This is a genomic window from Rhizobium sp. BK312, assembly GCF_014193605.1.
Classification (GTDB): Bacteria; Pseudomonadota; Alphaproteobacteria; order Rhizobiales; family Rhizobiaceae; genus Rhizobium.
Window position 1 is genome coordinate 17,460 of the sequence record NZ_JACHZP010000009.1, and the last position, 16,390, is coordinate 33,849.

The following is a 16,390-nucleotide window of genomic DNA, read 5'->3' on the forward strand; positions in this document are numbered from 1 at the left end:
GCTCAGCTGTTGCCGCTGGCCTTATTTTTGAGTTTGCCGTTCAGCGCTTCCAGAACCGCCGACGGCACGAAGGCGCTGACATCGCCGCCCATGGATGCGATCTGCCGCACCAATGTGGCGGTTATAGGCCGCGAGGCCGTGCCGGCGGGCAAAAACAGCGTCTGAATATCCGGCGCCATCTGCCTGTTCATGCCGGCCATCTGCATTTCATAGTCAAGATCGGTGCCATCGCGCAGGCCGCGTACAAGCAAGGTCGCGCCGTGGGCACGGGCGGCATCGACGACCAGATTGTCGAAAGCGACGACGGAAATATCGCCCGCCTTCTGCGGCAGAGCCTCACCGAGCGATCTGCGGATCAACTCCGCCCGCTCCTCGAAAGAGAAAAGCGGCTTCTTGCCCGGATGAATGCCGATCGCGACGATCACCTTGGCGGCGACATTCAACGCCTGCACGAGGACATCCAAATGTCCGTTGGTCATCGGGTCGAAGGACCCTGGATAGAAGGCTGTCGTCATTATCAAGCCGGCTCGTTGTTTCGACGCCTTTTGTCATGGATGAGGCCGTATCGCAAGTGATTTGCAACCCGGCGGCAGCCTCTGAACTGCAGATGAACACGGCGTTCAAGCCTGTTTCAGCTCGACAATGCTTTACTGGCATCAACATCGAAACGGGCCTGGTTCAGCGGCTCGCCGATCTCGGTTTCAGGGACATCATGCCATGCTCGTCTTCATCACCGCAGGCGCCATCATCGGTTCATTTTTCGTCGAATACCTCGTTCATCTTTTCTCCGACCATTATGAGATCGAATGGGATTCCGCCTCGGAAAACGGCAAAGATATCAATTTTGCCCAAGAAATCGCCACTGCCATGCGCAAGACGCATCGCGAATCTGAACGCCAGATGAACAAGGCATTCAAGGTCGCTTCAGGCACGCATTGCTAGATAGCTCTCAATATCGGCGGAACCATTTGGAAAACGCCGCGTTAACAGTCCGAAACTCAGATTGCACATTGCGGCAAGAAGGAAGAAGAGTATGCCCGACAAGATCACCCTTATTAACGTTGTTTGGATGGCCATGATTTCGGGAATGCTTGCAGCAACCGTTGCGCTTTACGATCAGAAACCCGACCAGTCGAAGATCTACGGTCCCTTTGCTTCGGCTCGTCCGTTCGTTGCCTCGAGCCAGTACTAAGGGATCTGAACGCTAGTCCCACCAAAGGAGGGAGCGATCATGTTCACAATTTTGACGCTGCTTACGCTTTTCATCAGCATCATGTTTGTCGTGTCAGTCGCATCCACCATTTCGGCGCTTCATCGCGAAAGCGAAGAGAGCAAGAGGCTGCATAAGCGTCACAAGACGCTCTGATCTCCACGTACCGAGCATCTCTCCCCGCCACATGCTCGGATGAACCCTGAACCGGACGCTTTCCCCGCCAGCGTCCGGTTTTTTATTGCCCTTGTGGTCCCGGCGCTTCCCTTAGGCCCTGCTGCCGAGACGCCAAAGCATGATTTTGGAAGAGGAAGCGCGCCGGCTGCTTCAATCATGCTATGGTGATCACGGTTCATCGAGGGATCAAGATGCGCATTGTCCTGACAGGCAGCTCCGGGCGACTTGGCCGGGCGATCTTTAATGCGTTGGCGCCAAGCCATAGGGTGATAGGCATCGATCGTTCGCCGTTTTTGACGACGCATCTACTCGGAGATTTTACCGATGCGGCGTTGCTACGCCAGGCGTTGACGGGTGCGGATGCAGTCATCCATTGCGCGGCCCTGCACGCGCCTCATGTCGGCGCGGTTTCCGAGGATGAATTTCGCCGCATCAATGTGGACGGGACACGACGGCTGGCGGAAGCGGCGCTGACTGCCGGCGTGAGACGACTGGTGTTTACCAGTACGACCGCACTTTATGGTCGGGCGGTCGTTCCCGGTCATTGCACATGGGTCGATGAAGACACCGCACCGCAACCGAAAAGCATCTATCACCGCACGAAACTGGAAGCCGAGCAGACCCTTAAAGGCATGACTGGCCCGGATTTGCAGGTCCGCGTTTTACGCATGTCTCGAAGTTTTCCAGAAGCAGCCAATGTGATGGCTGTTCATCGCCTGCATCGCGGCGTCGATATCCGCGATGTTGCGGATGCCCATGTCGCGGCGCTGACGAACGGCGGCAAAGATTTTCAACGACATATCGTTTCCGCCGGCACGTTATTCAAACCGGAAGACTGCGAAGCGCTCGCGGCCGATGCCGCCTCCGTCATCCAGCTGCGCGCGCCAGGCCTTGCCGCGAAATTTGCACAGCGCAACTGGTCGCTGCCGGACAGAATCGATCGCATTTATGCATCCAAATCTGCGGGCACGGTTCTCGGCTGGCATTTCCGTTTTGGCTATGACGAGGTTTTTGCGCAGCTGGAACGGGAAAGCTTGGAGGTTCTGCCGCCCTTTTCGCAAAATAACGAACGCCCGGAATAAAGAGTTAGGAATCGGCCGCCAGATCCTATGCGCTCTGCTCCAAATGACAATCGCGTGAGCCTGTTGCCAAGCTCACGCGATCGAAAACCTTCAGCGTCCAGATGGGCCAGCCCGGCCCCACTGCTCTCCAAGCGGGCACAGCGAAGACTATTCTTCGCTGCCCCCCTCGCTGCCGGCATCACCGGCAACAGCATCGTCCTCGGCTGCCGAAACATCATCCTCGTCGCCTTCCGGCTCGCTGATACGCTCGACGGATACGACTTTCTCGTCCTTTGCGGTAGAGAAGATGGTGACGCCCTTGGTGGCGCGGCTGGCGACGCGGATGCCGCCGACTGGCACACGGATCAGCTGACCGCCATCCGAGACGAGCATGATCTGATCGCCATCTTCGACCGGGAAGGCGGCAACAAGCTCGCCGATCTCGCCCGTCTTCGACGTGTCGGTGGCGCGGATACCCTTGCCGCCGCGACCGGAGATGCGGAAATCGTAAGAAGACGACCGCTTGCCGAAGCCCTTTTCCGAAACCGTCAGGATGAACTGCTCGAGCGCCTTGAGTTCTTCATAGCGCTCGTCGCCGAGCTGTCCCTCTTCGGTGACTTCTTCGCCGACCAGTGCAATCTCCTCGTCGTCACCCGTCGCGGAGCGGCGCTCGCTGACGGAGCGCTTGAGATAGGCTGCGCGCTCCCACGGCTCGGCATCCACATGCCGGACGATCGTCATCGAAATGATGCGATCGCCTGGTGCAAGCGTGATACCGCGAACGCCGATCGAATTGCGGCCGGCAAAGACACGCACATCCGATACGGAGAAGCGGATGCACTGGCCGAGCGCCGTCGTCATCAGCACGTCGTCATGTTCGGTGCAGGTCTCGACGGAGAGGATTTCGTCACCCTCCTCCTCGAGCTTCATGGCGATCTTGCCGTTGCGGTTCACCTGAACGAAATCCGACAGCTTGTTGCGGCGCACGGTTCCGCGCGTCGTCGTGAACATCACGTCGAGATTGTCCCAGGTGCTCTCGTCTTCCGGCAACGGCATGATCGTGGTGATGCGTTCGCCGGGCTCCAGCGGCAGCATGTTGATCAGCGCCTTGCCGCGCGATGTCGGCGTGCCGATCGGCAGACGCCAGACCTTTTCCTTGTAGACGATACCGCGAGACGAGAAGAACAGGACTGGCGTATGCGTATTGAGAACGAATAGCCGGGTAACGAAATCTTCGTCACGAGTGGTCATTCCGGAGCGGCCCTTGCCGCCGCGGCGCTGCGCACGATAGGTGGTCAGCGGCACGCGCTTGATGTAGCCGAGATGAGAAACGGTGACGACCATGTCCTCGCGGGCGATCAGATCCTCGTCGTCCATCTCAAGACCGCCATCAACGATCTCGGTGCGGCGCGGCGTCCCAAATTCGTCGCGAACGGCAGCAAGCTCATCTTTTACAATGGTTTGGATGCGGGCACGCGACGAGAGAATATCAAGATAGTCCTTGATCTCAGCGCCGATCTGATTGAGTTCTTCATCGATTTCGTCACGGCCGAGAGCGGTTAGACGTGCCAGACGCAGTTCGAGGATGGCGCGAGCCTGCTCCTCCGAGAGATTATAGGTTCCGTCTTCGTTGATGCGATGGCGTGGATCGTCAATTAGCCGGATAAGAGATTCGACGTCTGACGCATTCCAGCGGCGCGTCATCAGCTCTTCGCGGGCCGATTGCGGATCCGGCGCCTGGCGAATGACGCGGATAACTTCATCGATATTGGCGACGGCAATTGCCAAACCGACCAAGACGTGAGCGCGATCGCGCGCCTTGCGCAGCAGATATTTGGTGCGGCGGCTGATGACCTCCTCGCGGAACGCCACGAAAGCGCGCAGCATGTCCATCAGATTCATCAGCTCGGGTTTGCCGCCGTTCAGCGCCACCATGTTGCAGCCGAAGGAGGTCTGCAGCGGCGTATAGCGATAAAGCTGGTTCAGGATGACATCGGCATTGGCATCGCGCTTCAGCTCGACGACGACCCGATAGCCCTGGCGGTCGGATTCGTCACGAAGGTCCGAGATGCCCTCGATGCGCTTCTCGCGCACGAGTTCGGCCATCTTTTCGATCATCGACGCCTTGTTCACCTGATAGGGAACCTCGGTGATGATGATCTGCTCGCGATCGCCACGCATCGGCTCGATGGTCGCGACACCGCGCATAACAACGGAGCCGCGCCCCGTCTCATAGGCGGAGCGGATGCCGGCGCGGCCGAGAATTTTCGCGCCGGTCGGGAAATCCGGACCGGGGATGATCTCCATCATCTCAGGCAGCTCGATCGCCGGATTGTCGATCAGCGCGATACAGCCGTTGATGACTTCGGAGAGATTGTGCGGCGGAATGTTCGTCGCCATGCCGACCGCGATGCCGCCCGAGCCGTTGACCAGCAGGTTCGGGAAGCGTGCCGGCAGAACCTTTGGTTCTTCCGTCGTCGCGTCATAGTTTTCCTGGAAATCGACCGTTTCCTTGTCGATATCCTCGAGAAGCTCGTGGGCGACCTTTGTCAGGCGGGATTCCGTGTAGCGCATCGCCGCCGGCGGATCGCCGTCGATCGAGCCGAAATTGCCCTGCCCGTCGATGAGCGGCACGCGCATCGACCAATCCTGCGCCATGCGGACCAAGGCGTCATAGATCGAGGCGTCGCCATGCGGGTGATAGCTACCCATGACGTCGGCGACGGGACGGGCCGACTTCACATATTTACGGTTCCAGTGATAGCCGCTCTGATGCGCCGCGTAGAGTATGCGCCGATGAACGGGCTTCAAACCATCGCGAACGTCGGGAAGCGCACGGCTGACGATCACGCTCATGGCGTAATCGAGATACGACCGCTGCATTTCCTCGATGATGGAAATCGGCTCGATGCCTGGCGGGAGCTTCCCGCCGCCGGGTGGTGTTTGCTCAGTCAAAACAGATCACGATCTCTTTTAGAATCACTGCGAAATTTATAGCCGAAAGGCCTGGCGAGCGCCAATTTTGGCCGGTGTTTTTGAACAGGTTTTGCCCCTTTAAGCCATGGAATCGAACATTTCCATGGCGAAACTGATCAACACCAGCGCATGACCCTTTGCGAAAGCCCGTTCCTCGCATAACAATGCTCGCTAACAGCGACAGAACAAGCTTCGGGGACTATATGGCGAGCGCGGATACCCTGATCAATGCCTTCACGACTCTGCTCGTCACTGTCGATCCGCCGGGGCTCGCGCCGCTTTTCATCGGACTTACGGCTGGCATGAATCGTTCGGAGCGCAAGCAAGTGGCGCTGCGCGGCTCGCTGATCGCCTTCTTCATCCTGGCGGCCTTCGCCCTGTTCGGCGCAAGCGTGCTTGGTGTGCTTGGCATCTCCATCGGTGCGTTCCGCATTGCCGGCGGCTTGCTGCTGTTCTGGATCGCCTTCGAAATGGTGTTCGAGCGGCGGCAGGACAGGAAGGAGAAGACGACCGAAGTCGCGATCACCAAGGATCATATCCGCAATATTGCGGTCTTTCCCCTCGCTCTGCCCCTGATCGCCGGTCCCGGCGCCATCTCGGCCACCATTCTGTTGGCCGGCTCGCTGCAGACGACGCTTGACCGGGCGCAGCTAATCGGCGTCATCGCCGTCAACCTCGCCCTCGTCTTTGCAGCCCTTGCCATTTCAGATAGACTCGATCGAATGCTCGGCGCTACCGGCCGCGCCATTCTCACCCGGCTGCTCGGGGTTATTCTTGCGGCGCTTGCCGCGCAGTTTGTCGTGGATGGAGCAAAAGCGGCGCTCACGCTTTCGTGAAAAGCACGTCGGTCAGACGGTTTGTTCGATGAGCCGGGATACTCGGTAACTGAAAGCGCTCGGAGCTCTCGATGTTAAAAAGCATAATAAGATCAGTCTTCAAAAGGTATGGCTATACGTTTCTCAAGACGGTGTATCTGCGCGACCATAAGGACAGCGAATATGCTTCAATGAGCATTGTCACCGAGGATGACCTCAACAAGAAAATCCTGTTCATCTATCTGCGCGATGAGGTTACCCGAACACATATTCTCACCGAGAAAAATCTCACTCAAACTATCGATGCGTGTGAAGCTATACTGAGAGAAATTAAAGGGGCTACGAAGGATAAATCAATTGATAATCCAGCCGCCCTAGAAGAATAGCGAAGACAAATCGAAGCTGATAAAAACCCGCCAAAAGACGGGTTCCAAAGTCAGTCGGGCACGCCGATCTCAGAACGGGATGTCATCATCCAGATCGCGCGAGAAGTTGCCGCCGCCCTGGCTGCTGGCACCACGGTTGCCACCGCCACGGGAGGAGCCTTGCGATGAGGACTGGCCGTAGTCGTCGCCACCGTAGTCGCCGCCAAAATCACCGCCGCCGCGGCCACCACGACTTCCACCTTCGATGGAACCGCCACCCTCGCCGCGGCCATCGAGCATGGTCAGGGTCGAATTGAAGCCCTGCAGCACGACTTCCGTCGAGTAGCGGTCCTGACCGTTCTGGTCCTGCCATTTGCGGGTTTGCAGCGCACCTTCGATGTAAACCTTGGCACCCTTCTTCAAATACTGTTCCGCGACCTTGCAGAGACCTTCATTGAAGATGACGACGCGGTGCCATTCGGTCTTTTCCTTACGCTCGCCGGAATTGCGGTCGCGCCAGGTTTCCGACGTGGCAATATTGAGGTTGGCGATTGGGCGGCCGTCCTGCGTGCGGCGGATTTCCGGGTCCGCCCCGAGATTTCCAACCAGAATTACCTTGTTCACACTACCGGCCATGATACCACCCTGCTTGCCGCCCATCGACGGCTTTGAAATCCTATGGGGAGCACCTTAACCCATAGCGGGCGTCAGGTGCTATTTATGCGGCCTTCTCAGTTCCGTTCATCCACAAAGAAATCGCCGCGATAATTTTGTTCTTTATTTGTTCTAATTTATCCCTATGATGATGTCAACAGAATCGAAAACGCGGCTCCATCCCTTCATTTCAGCCTCGACTCGCGGGCTGACATCACTAAATAAAGGCAGACTCCAAAGGACCTGCATACGACGATGAGCGAACTGAAGACTATTTCGATACGTGGTGCGCGCGAGCACAATCTCAAGGGCATCGATCTTGATCTGCCACGCAACAAGCTGATCGTCATGACCGGCCTTTCCGGCTCCGGCAAGTCGTCGCTCGCCTTCGACACCATCTATGCCGAGGGCCAGCGCCGCTATGTCGAAAGCCTTTCGGCCTATGCGCGGCAGTTCCTCGAAATGATGCAGAAGCCTGATGTCGACCAGATCGACGGCCTCTCGCCGGCGATTTCGATCGAGCAGAAGACGACCTCGCGCAATCCGCGCTCAACGGTCGGTACGGTCACGGAAATCTACGACTATATGCGTCTGCTGTTTGCCCGCGTCGGCGTTCCCTATTCGCCAGTCACGGGCCTGCCGATCGAGAGCCAGACCGTCAGCCAGATGGTCGACCGCGTGCTCGCCTATGAGGAAGGCACGAGGCTCTATATTCTCGCGCCGCTCGTGCGCGGGCGTAAGGGCGAATACAAGAAGGAACTGGCGGAGCTCATGAAAAAGGGCTTCCAGCGCGTCAAGGTCGACGGCCAGTTCTACGAAATTGCCGATGTTCCGGCGCTCGACAAGAAATATAAGCACGACATCGACGTGGTCGTCGACCGCATCGTCGTGCGTCCGGACATGGCGGCTCGCCTTGCCGACAGCTTCGAGACATCACTGCGTCTTGCCGACGGGCTCGCGGTCGCGGAATTTGCCGACAAGCCGCTGCCGCCGGAGGAGACTGCTGCCGGCGGCTCCGCCAACAAGTCGCTGAACGAGACACATGAGCGCGTGCTCTTCTCGGAGAAATTCGCCTGTCCGGTTTCCGGCTTCACCATTCCGGAAATCGAGCCGCGCCTGTTCTCCTTCAACAATCCCTTCGGCGCCTGCCCATCCTGCGACGGCCTGGGCTCGCAGCAGAAGATCGATCCGGAACTGATCGTGCCGGAGCCGGAACGTACGCTGCGCGATGGCGCGATCGCTCCCTGGGCCAAGTCGACCTCGCCTTATTACAACCAGACGCTGGAAGCGCTCGGCAAGCATTATGGCTTCAAGCTCGGCAATCGCTGGAACGAGCTGTCCGACAAGGCCAAGGATGTGATCCTGAACGGCACAGAAGACAAGATCGAATTCCATTACGCCGATGGCGCGCGCTCCTACACCACCCATAAGAATTTCGAAGGCATCGTGCCGAACCTCGAGCGCCGCTGGAAGGAAACAGATTCCGCCTGGGCACGCGAGGAGATCGAACGCTTCATGTCGGCCGCCCCCTGCCCGGCCTGCAACGGCTATCGCCTGAAACCGGAAGCCCTGGCGGTCAAGATCGACAAGCTGCACATCAGCCAGGTGGCGGAGATGTCGATCCGCATTGCTCGCGACTGGTTCGATGCGCTGCCGGGCACGTTCACCGACAAGCAGAACGAGATTGCGGTCCGCATTCTCAAGGAAATCCGCGATCGCCTCCGCTTCCTCAACGATGTCGGCCTCGAATATCTGAGCCTGTCGCGTAATTCCGGCACGCTGTCCGGCGGCGAAAGCCAGCGCATCCGGCTGGCATCGCAGATTGGCTCGGGCCTGACCGGCGTTCTCTATGTCCTCGACGAGCCGTCGATCGGCCTGCATCAGCGCGACAATGCACGCCTTCTGGAGACGCTGAAGCATCTGCGGGATATCGGCAATACCGTCATCGTCGTCGAGCACGACGAGGACGCCATCCTCACAGCCGACGATGTTGTCGATATCGGCCCTGCGGCCGGCGTGCATGGCGGGCAGGTGGTGGCGCATGGCACGCCGCAGGAGATCATGGCGAACCCGAAGTCACTGACCGGTAAATATCTTTCCGGCGAGCTCGGCGTGCCGGTTCCGGACGAGCGGCGCAAGCCTAAGAAGGGCAAGGAGATCAAGGTTGTCGGCGCAAGGGGCAACAATCTCAAGAACGTCACGGCGTCTATCCCGCTCGGTGTCTTCACTGCAGTGACTGGCGTGTCCGGCGGCGGCAAGTCTACTTTCCTGATCGAGACGCTTTATAAGTCGGCGGCGCGGCGTGTCATGGGCGCTCGTGAAATCCCCGCCGATCACGATCGCATCGACGGTTTCGAGCATATCGACAAGGTAATCGATATCGACCAGTCGCCCATCGGCCGGACGCCCCGCTCGAACCCGGCGACCTATACCGGCGCCTTCACGCCGATCCGTGACTGGTTTGCCGGACTGCCGGAAGCCAAGGCTCGCGGCTATCAGCCCGGCCGTTTCTCCTTCAACGTCAAGGGCGGCCGCTGCGAGGCCTGCCAGGGTGACGGCGTCATCAAGATCGAGATGCACTTCCTTCCCGACGTCTACGTCACCTGCGACGTCTGTCACGGCAAGCGCTACAATCGCGAGACCCTCGACGTCACCTTCAAGACCAAGTCGATCGCCGATGTGCTCGACATGACGGTCGAGGAAGGCGTCGATTTCTTTGCGGCCGTTCCCGCCGTGCGCGACAAGCTCCAAAGCCTGAAGGATGTCGGTCTCGGCTATATCAAGGTCGGCCAGCAGGCCAACACGCTTTCGGGTGGCGAAGCGCAGCGCGTCAAGCTAGCCAAGGAATTGTCGAAACGATCGACTGGCCGCACGCTCTACATTCTCGACGAACCCACAACCGGGCTGCACTTTCACGATGTCGCCAAGCTTCTGGAAATGCTGCACGAACTGGTCAACCAGGGCAATTCCGTCGTGGTCATCGAGCACAATCTCGAAGTCATCAAGACTGCCGACTGGATCCTCGATTTCGGTCCTGAAGGCGGTGATGGCGGCGGCGAGATCGTGGCTGTCGGCACGCCGGAGGCGATCGTGAAGGAGAAGCGCTCCTATACGGGGCAATTCCTGAAAGAATTGCTGGAGCGGCGTCCGGTGAAGAAAGTTGCGGCGGCGGAGTAAGGTTACCCGGCCGAATGGCCAAGGAGGAGAGAATGACCAAAGCGGGCGAAATCCGCACAGGCATAGGCGGCTGGACTTTCGAACCTTGGCGCGGGAGCTTCTATCCCGACACGCTGAAGCAGAAGGACGAGCTGAATTATGCCAGCCGCCAGCTGAAAGTGATCGAGGTCAACGGCACCTATTACAGCACGCAGAAGCCCGAAGTGTTTGCCAAATGGGCCGCCGATGTTCCCGATGGCTTTATTTTCTCCCTGAAGGCGACGCGTTTCGTCACCAACCGCCGCGTGCTTGCCGAAGCGGGCGACTCCATGCAGCGCTTTCTGGAATCCGGCATCAGCGAGCTTGGCGATCATCTCGGTCCGCTGCTTTGGCAGTTCGCGCCCACGAAGAAATTCGATCCGGATGATTTCGAGGCTTTCCTCAAGCTGCTGCCGGCGAAGCAGGATGGTCTTGCGCTGAGACACGTCGTCGAAGTCCGACACGATTCCTTCAAGGTGCCGGAGTTCGTCGCGCTGCTCGAAAAGTATAATGTGGCGCCAGTCTGTGCCGAGCATTTCGAATATCCGATGATCGCCGACGTGACCGCGGACTTTGTCTATGCCCGACTGCAAAAAGGCTCGGATGACATCAAGACCTGCTATCCGCCGAAGGACCTGAAAGCCTGGGCGGATCGCCTGAAAATCTGGGCCGCGGGCAAGGTGCCGGATGACCTGCCGCTGATCGATGCGAAACGCAAAATCAAAGCCGAGCCGCGTGATGTCTTTGCCTTCATGATCCATGAGGGCAAGGTAAACGCGCCTCCGGGCGCGATCGCATTGCAGGAAGAAGTGGCAAAGTAACCCTATAGCGGCTTGACGGCTGCTACGAGATCTTCGGCCGTCAGTCCTTTGCCGGCATGATGGCCCGCCAAGCCATGCAGCCAGACGCCGGCCGCGGCGGCTTCGAAGGCGGGCGCTCCCTGCGCCATGAGGCCGCCGACAATGCCGGCGAGCACATCGCCCGAACCGGCGGTCGCCAGCCAGGGCGGCGCGTTCGCGTTTATCAAGGCCCTGCCATCGGGGGCGGCGATCACGCTGTCGGCGCCCTTGTAGATGATCACGGCATGGGCTCTCTTTGCCGCTCCCCTCGCCTTGTCGATCTTGCTCAATGTCTCGTCGGCGGCAATATCGGGAAAGAGGCGGCCAAACTCCCCCTCATGCGGCGTCAGCACCAAGCGTGTCGGTCCTTCGGCAAAAGCATCGAACAATCGCTGCGGCTCGTCGCGAAACGAGGTGATGCCGTCTGCGTCCAATACCAGATGGCGATCCGCAATCGCGAGGCAGAATTGCCGCGCCTTCTCGCCGGCACCGAAGCCCGGCCCGAGAATAAAGGTCGAAAGACGCTGATCGGTAAGCCATTTCCGTAAAGCAGCGTCGTCGTCGACTGCATGCAGCATGATTGAGGTCAATAAACTGGCGTTGACTCCCAGGGCCTCCGAGGGTGATGCGATAGTGACGAGCCCTGCCCCCGCCCTCAGGCCCGCCATCGCCGACATGCGGGCGGCACCTGTCGCGTTCGGCCCGCCCGAGAAGACAACGAGATGACCTCGCTTGTATTTGTGCGTCTCGACGCCTGCCGAGGGTATGGCCGCCTGCCACTGTGCCGGCTTGTTTTCGGCGAGCAAGCGATCGGCATTGGCGCGGACGATACGGTCGGGAATGCCGATGTCGAAAACCTCAAGCTCGCCGCAAAGGTCACGACCGGGAAGGAGAAGATGCCCCGGCTTGCGCGTCATGAAGGTCACTGTTCGCACAGCGCGGAAAGCAGCGCCGAGAATCTGGCCGCTGCGCCCATCGAGCCCGGACGGCAGATCGACGGCAATCACCGGAATGCCGATCTCGTTGACACGCCCAATAATGGCCACCACATCATCCGAAACGGGACGGGAGAGTCCCGCGCCAAAGATTGCGTCGATCACCACATCTCCGGTCAAAGGGGCGTAACCACTGATCGCAGCGCCATCGATGGGACAATCGGCGAAAGCGCGGGCGGCGTCCCCTTTGAGCCGCTGTGGATCGCCCAGATGAAAGAGCTGTACGTCGGCTCCGGCCTGTTGCAGTGCCCGCGCCGCCACATAGCCGTCCCCGCCATTATTGCCAGGCCCGCAAAGGGCGACATAACGCAGCGCTCCGGGAAAGTGCCGAAGTGCAGCGGCAGCAACCGCCTGCCCTGCCTTCTCCATGAGGCCATAGGAGCTGATGCCGGATGCGGCCGCAACGCGGTCGACGCGAGACATGGCGTCAGGGGTGAGAAGCAGATCGGCGAGCGGGAACATCATGGCGGATATTATAGATGCGAAATCTGCCTCAAAAACAACCGCTATTGCGGCGGCCATTTTGGTTTATAAATATGCATTTGCACAACAATTAACCGATAACATTCAAGACCTTGCTGGAGCACAAACATGACGCGCACAGCACTTTTTTGCGAAATTTTGCTTATCCAACGCATTTCGACGCGAAATCGCTTCCATTTTCCCGAAAAATCCTCATCAATTCATCGTCTCGGTGCGAAATCGCCGGGAATTTTTACGGCAGCTTGTTTTCAATTGGCATGATACGTGCATTACGTTGGCCGAGCGGGAAATAAGCCTGCTGTAACAGGAGAAGCGGAGAGACATTTTCTCATGAAAAAGATCGAAGCGATCATTAAGCCCTTTAAGCTCGACGAAGTGAAGGAAGCCCTTCAGGAAGTCGGCCTGCAGGGCATCACCGTCACGGAAGCGAAGGGCTTCGGTCGTCAGAAGGGCCACACGGAGCTTTACCGTGGCGCCGAATACGTCGTCGACTTCCTGCCGAAGGTGAAGGTCGAAGTTGTATTGGCGGACGAAAATGCGGAGGCGGTGATCGAGGCCATCCGCAAGGCCGCGCAAACAGGGCGTATCGGCGACGGAAAGATTTTCGTTTCCAACGTGGAAGAAGTCATCCGAATTCGTACCGGCGAAACGGGCATCGACGCCATCTAATCCGCCCGGCCCTTCGGGCCGCGGCTCGTTCAATCGTCATCTATGTCAAGGGAAGTAATTTCATGACGACTGCAAGCGAAATTTTGAAGCAAATCAAGGACAACGACGTCAAGTTCGTCGACCTGCGCTTCACCGATCCGAAGGGCAAGCTGCAGCATCTCACCATGGATGTGGTCTGTGTCGACGAAGATATGTTCGCCGATGGCGTCATGTTCGACGGCTCCTCGATTGCGGGCTGGAAGGCCATCAACGAATCCGACATGGTGCTGATGCCGGATACGGATACGGTCCACATGGATCCATTCTTCGCGCAGTCGACGATGGTCATTCTCTGCGACATCCTAGACCCGATCTCCGGCGAATCCTATAACCGCGATCCGCGCGGCACTGCCAAGAAAGCCGAAGCCTATCTCAAGGCTTCGGGTATCGGCGACACCGCCTACTTCGGCCCGGAAGCCGAGTTCTTCGTCTTCGATGACGTCAAGTACAAGGCTGATCCCTACAATACCGGTTTCAAGCTCGATTCCAGCGAACTGCCGTCCAACGACGACACCGACTATGAAACCGGCAACCTCGGCCACCGTCCGCGCGTCAAGGGCGGTTACTTCCCGGTTCCGCCGATCGACAGCTGCCAGGACATGCGTTCGGAGATGCTGACGGTTCTGACCGAAATGGGCGTTACCGTCGAAAAGCACCACCATGAAGTCGCAGCCGCCCAGCACGAACTCGGCATCAAGTTCGATACGCTGGTACGCAGCGCCGACGGCATGCAGATCTATAAGTATGTCGTCCACCAGGTCGCCAATGCTTATGGTAAGACGGCAACCTTCATGCCGAAGCCGATCTTCGGCGACAACGGCTCGGGCATGCACGTTCACCAGTCGGTCTGGAAGGGCGGCAAGCCGACATTCGCAGGCGACGAATACGCGGGTCTTTCCGAGACATGCCTCTATTACATCGGCGGCATCATCAAGCATGCCAAGGCGATAAACGCCTTCACCAACCCGTCGACGAACTCCTACAAGCGTCTCGTTCCGGGTTACGAAGCTCCGGTTCTGCTCGCCTATTCGGCTCGCAACCGTTCGGCTTCCTGCCGTATCCCGTTCGGCTCAAACCCGAAGGCAAAGCGCGTCGAAGTCCGCTTCCCTGACCCGACGGCCAACCCCTATCTCGGTTTCGCCGCCATGCTGATGGCCGGCCTCGACGGCATCAAGAACAAGATCCATCCCGGCAAGGCCATGGACAAGGATCTCTACGACCTGCCGCCGAAGGAACTGAAGAAGATCCCGACGGTCTGCGGCTCGCTGCGCGAAGCTCTGGAAAGCCTGGACAAGGACCGCAAGTTCCTGACCGCCGGTGGCGTTTTCGACGATGATCAGATTGATGCCTTCATCGAACTGAAGATGCAGGAAGTCATGCGCTTCGAAATGACCCCGCATCCGGTCGAATACGACATGTACTATTCGGTCTGATATAAGTTGTGAAAGCCCCGGCCTTGCCGGGGCTTTCTTCATTATGAGGAAGCCGGTGGCAGGCGTCCCTCCAAATATCGTCTTCACATTGAGCTGCTGCTCGGAGCAGAACCGAGCCGAGTGTGACAGTTCAATGAAGGAATGGGGGCAAAATCCTTGATATCAGTGGTGAAAGTCACCACATGATTGCTTGAAAGGAAGTCGTGCCATGAAACAACGAAACGCAAAATTCAATATTGGCGACGTGGTTCGACACCGGATGTTCCCCTTCCGCGGTGTCATCTTCGATGTCGATCCGGAATTCGCAAATACAGAGGAATGGTGGAATTCCATTCCCGCGGAAGTGCGTCCCGATAAGGACCAGCCCTTCTACCACCTTCTCGCCGAAAACGACGAGACGGAATATGTCGCATATGTATCGGAGCAGAACCTCATCAACGATGAGAGCGGGCTTCCCTTGCGCAATCCGCAAGTCGCTCAGATCTTCGACCAGGCCCCGACCGGGCAGCTCAAGCCCAAGATGAGCTTCGCCCATTAAGCGTGGGTAAAACCTATCCTATTCCAAAGGGAAGGCGCTCCCAACGCCTTCCCTTTTTATTTGGCTTCCGAGCATCGCTTGCCCTCCCCAGCGCAAAGAAAAAGCCCGGATCGCTCCGGGCTTTTTTTATAGGATAATGAAATTCCGCAAGCTTACTGCGCTTTGGCAGCCTTCTGGGCGTCTTCCAGCTTCTTGCGTGCTTCCTCAGCCTTCTTCTGCATGCTGTCCTGCAGGCTCTTCTGGCTTTCGGCGAGCTTGCTGTCGGAGATAGCCGGGCCATCAAAAGCGGCGCCGAAGCCGGTCAGCGAGATCTTGATCGGGTTCGGAGCGCGACGGAAGTTCACAGACGTGAAGGTGACGTCGGTGCCCTTCTTCAGCGAAGCAATCATCGCGTCCGTCACCGGGACTTCCGCGGTGCACTTGTCCGGGAGGCAGACGGCGTAATCGAGCTTCTGGCCCTTGCCGCCATCGACCTGCATGGTTATGCCCGGCGGAATGAGGCGGGCCGTCGGAACTGAGATCTGCAGGATCTTGCGGTTAACCTTGCCATCGACGGAGATGAGCCCAACAGCCGTAACGAGCTGGCCGTTGTTTGCCATGATCAGGTTCTGCACGATGCAGATGTCGGCATCGTCCTGTTTGGTGCAGGTCTTGTACCAGCCCAGACGCGGCTGGTTGGGATCACCACCGCCATCGGCCGGAGCTGCGTTGGACGCATCCTGCGCGAAAGCGGCAGCTGGCATAGCCGCGCCAATCATGAGAGCCAGAGCAGAAAGACCTGCCCGCATTTTGTTGTCAGTCTTGAACATCATAGCGAAACCGCCTCCTGAAATCCGCTGCGGGACGACAGCGCGCCGTCCCATGCAATTCGGGTCAAACCGTCGTCCACCTGTCGAATGAATAAGGCAAATACATGACCCGAGAAACCCGGCACCCCTGTT

Annotated in this window: 17 protein-coding genes; 12 read left to right on the plus strand and 5 right to left on the minus strand. The window is 58.4% G+C overall.

The window, feature by feature from the left end; genetic code table 11:
- Positions 1–2 precede the first annotated feature (2 nt).
- Positions 3–515, minus strand: coding sequence for a pantetheine-phosphate adenylyltransferase (coaD, locus tag FHT85_RS23220; RefSeq protein ID WP_015339888.1), 513 nt, complete (start codon positions 513–515; stop codon positions 3–5).
- Between the two features lie 202 nt (positions 516–717).
- Here coaD and FHT85_RS23225 point away from each other — a divergent pair, with 202 nt between their 5' ends.
- The 4 genes from FHT85_RS23225 to FHT85_RS23235 all read left to right on the plus strand — a co-directional run bounded on the left by FHT85_RS23225 (position 718) and on the right by FHT85_RS23235 (position 2,469).
- Positions 718–942: a hypothetical protein gene (locus FHT85_RS23225; protein ID WP_246780070.1), complete on the plus strand. Its 225-nt coding sequence runs from the start codon at positions 718–720 to the stop codon at positions 940–942.
- 91 nt (positions 943–1,033) lie between these two features.
- Positions 1,034–1,192, plus strand: a complete 159-nt coding sequence (locus tag FHT85_RS23230) for a hypothetical protein (RefSeq protein WP_015339886.1) — start codon at positions 1,034–1,036, stop codon at positions 1,190–1,192.
- A 39-nt stretch (positions 1,193–1,231) separates the two neighbouring features.
- On the plus strand, positions 1,232–1,366 hold the full coding sequence (locus tag FHT85_RS30865; protein WP_257713997.1) for a hypothetical protein: 135 nt from the start codon (positions 1,232–1,234) through the stop codon (positions 1,364–1,366).
- Between the two features lie 212 nt (positions 1,367–1,578).
- Positions 1,579–2,469: an NAD-dependent epimerase/dehydratase family protein gene (locus FHT85_RS23235; protein WP_112412156.1), complete on the plus strand. Its 891-nt coding sequence runs from the start codon at positions 1,579–1,581 to the stop codon at positions 2,467–2,469.
- Between the two features lie 147 nt (positions 2,470–2,616).
- On the opposite strand, the gene gyrA is transcribed toward FHT85_RS23235, so the two are convergent.
- Entirely contained in the window at positions 2,617–5,403 is a 2,787-nt protein-coding gene (gene gyrA / locus FHT85_RS23240; RefSeq protein WP_112412133.1) for a DNA gyrase subunit A, read from the minus strand.
- A 224-nt stretch (positions 5,404–5,627) separates the two neighbouring features.
- On the opposite strand from gyrA, the gene FHT85_RS23245 reads away from it, so the two are divergent.
- Positions 5,628–6,260 (plus strand): MarC family protein, encoded by a 633-nt coding sequence (locus tag FHT85_RS23245; protein WP_069612164.1) that lies wholly within the window; start codon positions 5,628–5,630, stop codon positions 6,258–6,260.
- A 170-nt stretch (positions 6,261–6,430) separates the two neighbouring features.
- Positions 6,431–6,625, plus strand: a complete 195-nt coding sequence (locus tag FHT85_RS23250) for a hypothetical protein (protein WP_162701001.1) — start codon at positions 6,431–6,433, stop codon at positions 6,623–6,625.
- A gap of 69 nt (positions 6,626–6,694) precedes the next feature.
- Here FHT85_RS23250 and FHT85_RS23255 read toward each other — a convergent pair whose 3' ends face one another.
- A complete protein-coding gene (locus tag FHT85_RS23255) occupies positions 6,695–7,240 on the minus strand; it encodes a single-stranded DNA-binding protein (protein ID WP_112412155.1) in 546 nt (181 codons plus the stop codon).
- A gap of 273 nt (positions 7,241–7,513) precedes the next feature.
- Here FHT85_RS23255 and uvrA point away from each other — a divergent pair, with 273 nt between their 5' ends.
- Together uvrA and FHT85_RS23265 are read left to right on the plus strand one after the other, a co-directional pair.
- Positions 7,514–10,435: an excinuclease ABC subunit UvrA gene (uvrA, locus tag FHT85_RS23260; RefSeq protein ID WP_112412131.1), complete on the plus strand. Its 2,922-nt coding sequence runs from the start codon at positions 7,514–7,516 to the stop codon at positions 10,433–10,435.
- Positions 10,436–10,467: 32 nt separating this feature from the next.
- Positions 10,468–11,274, plus strand: a complete 807-nt coding sequence (locus tag FHT85_RS23265; protein ID WP_112412130.1) for a DUF72 domain-containing protein — start codon at positions 10,468–10,470, stop codon at positions 11,272–11,274.
- Positions 11,275–11,276: 2 nt separating this feature from the next.
- On the opposite strand, the gene FHT85_RS23270 is transcribed toward FHT85_RS23265, so the two are convergent.
- Positions 11,277–12,752 carry an NAD(P)H-hydrate dehydratase gene (locus tag FHT85_RS23270; RefSeq protein WP_112412129.1) on the minus strand — a complete coding sequence of 492 codons (1,476 nt, stop codon included), beginning with the start codon at positions 12,750–12,752 and terminating at the stop codon, positions 11,277–11,279.
- Here FHT85_RS23270 and FHT85_RS30870 point away from each other — a divergent pair.
- The 4 genes from FHT85_RS30870 to hspQ all read left to right on the plus strand — a co-directional run bounded on the left by FHT85_RS30870 (position 12,751) and on the right by hspQ (position 15,449).
- Positions 12,751–12,882, plus strand: coding sequence for a hypothetical protein (locus tag FHT85_RS30870; RefSeq protein WP_281409876.1), 132 nt, complete (start codon positions 12,751–12,753; stop codon positions 12,880–12,882). The genes FHT85_RS23270 and FHT85_RS30870 overlap by 2 nt on opposite strands.
- Positions 12,883–13,100: 218 nt before the next feature.
- On the plus strand, positions 13,101–13,439 hold the full coding sequence (locus FHT85_RS23275; RefSeq protein WP_015339877.1) for a P-II family nitrogen regulator: 339 nt from the start codon (positions 13,101–13,103) through the stop codon (positions 13,437–13,439).
- Positions 13,440–13,501: 62 nt separating this feature from the next.
- Complete coding sequence (gene glnA / locus FHT85_RS23280; protein ID WP_112338380.1) at positions 13,502–14,911, plus strand: type I glutamate--ammonia ligase; 1,410 nt, start codon at positions 13,502–13,504, stop codon at positions 14,909–14,911.
- Between the two features lie 208 nt (positions 14,912–15,119).
- Positions 15,120–15,449 (plus strand): heat shock protein HspQ, encoded by a 330-nt coding sequence (gene hspQ, locus FHT85_RS23285; RefSeq protein ID WP_015339875.1) that lies wholly within the window; start codon positions 15,120–15,122, stop codon positions 15,447–15,449.
- A gap of 152 nt (positions 15,450–15,601) precedes the next feature.
- Here the strand turns inward: hspQ and FHT85_RS23290 are convergent, their stop codons facing one another.
- The gene (locus FHT85_RS23290; RefSeq protein WP_015339874.1) at positions 15,602–16,261 is read right to left on the minus strand and encodes an invasion associated locus B family protein; all 660 of its coding nucleotides are present in this window, start codon (positions 16,259–16,261) and stop codon (positions 15,602–15,604) included.
- Positions 16,262–16,390 lie beyond the last annotated feature (129 nt).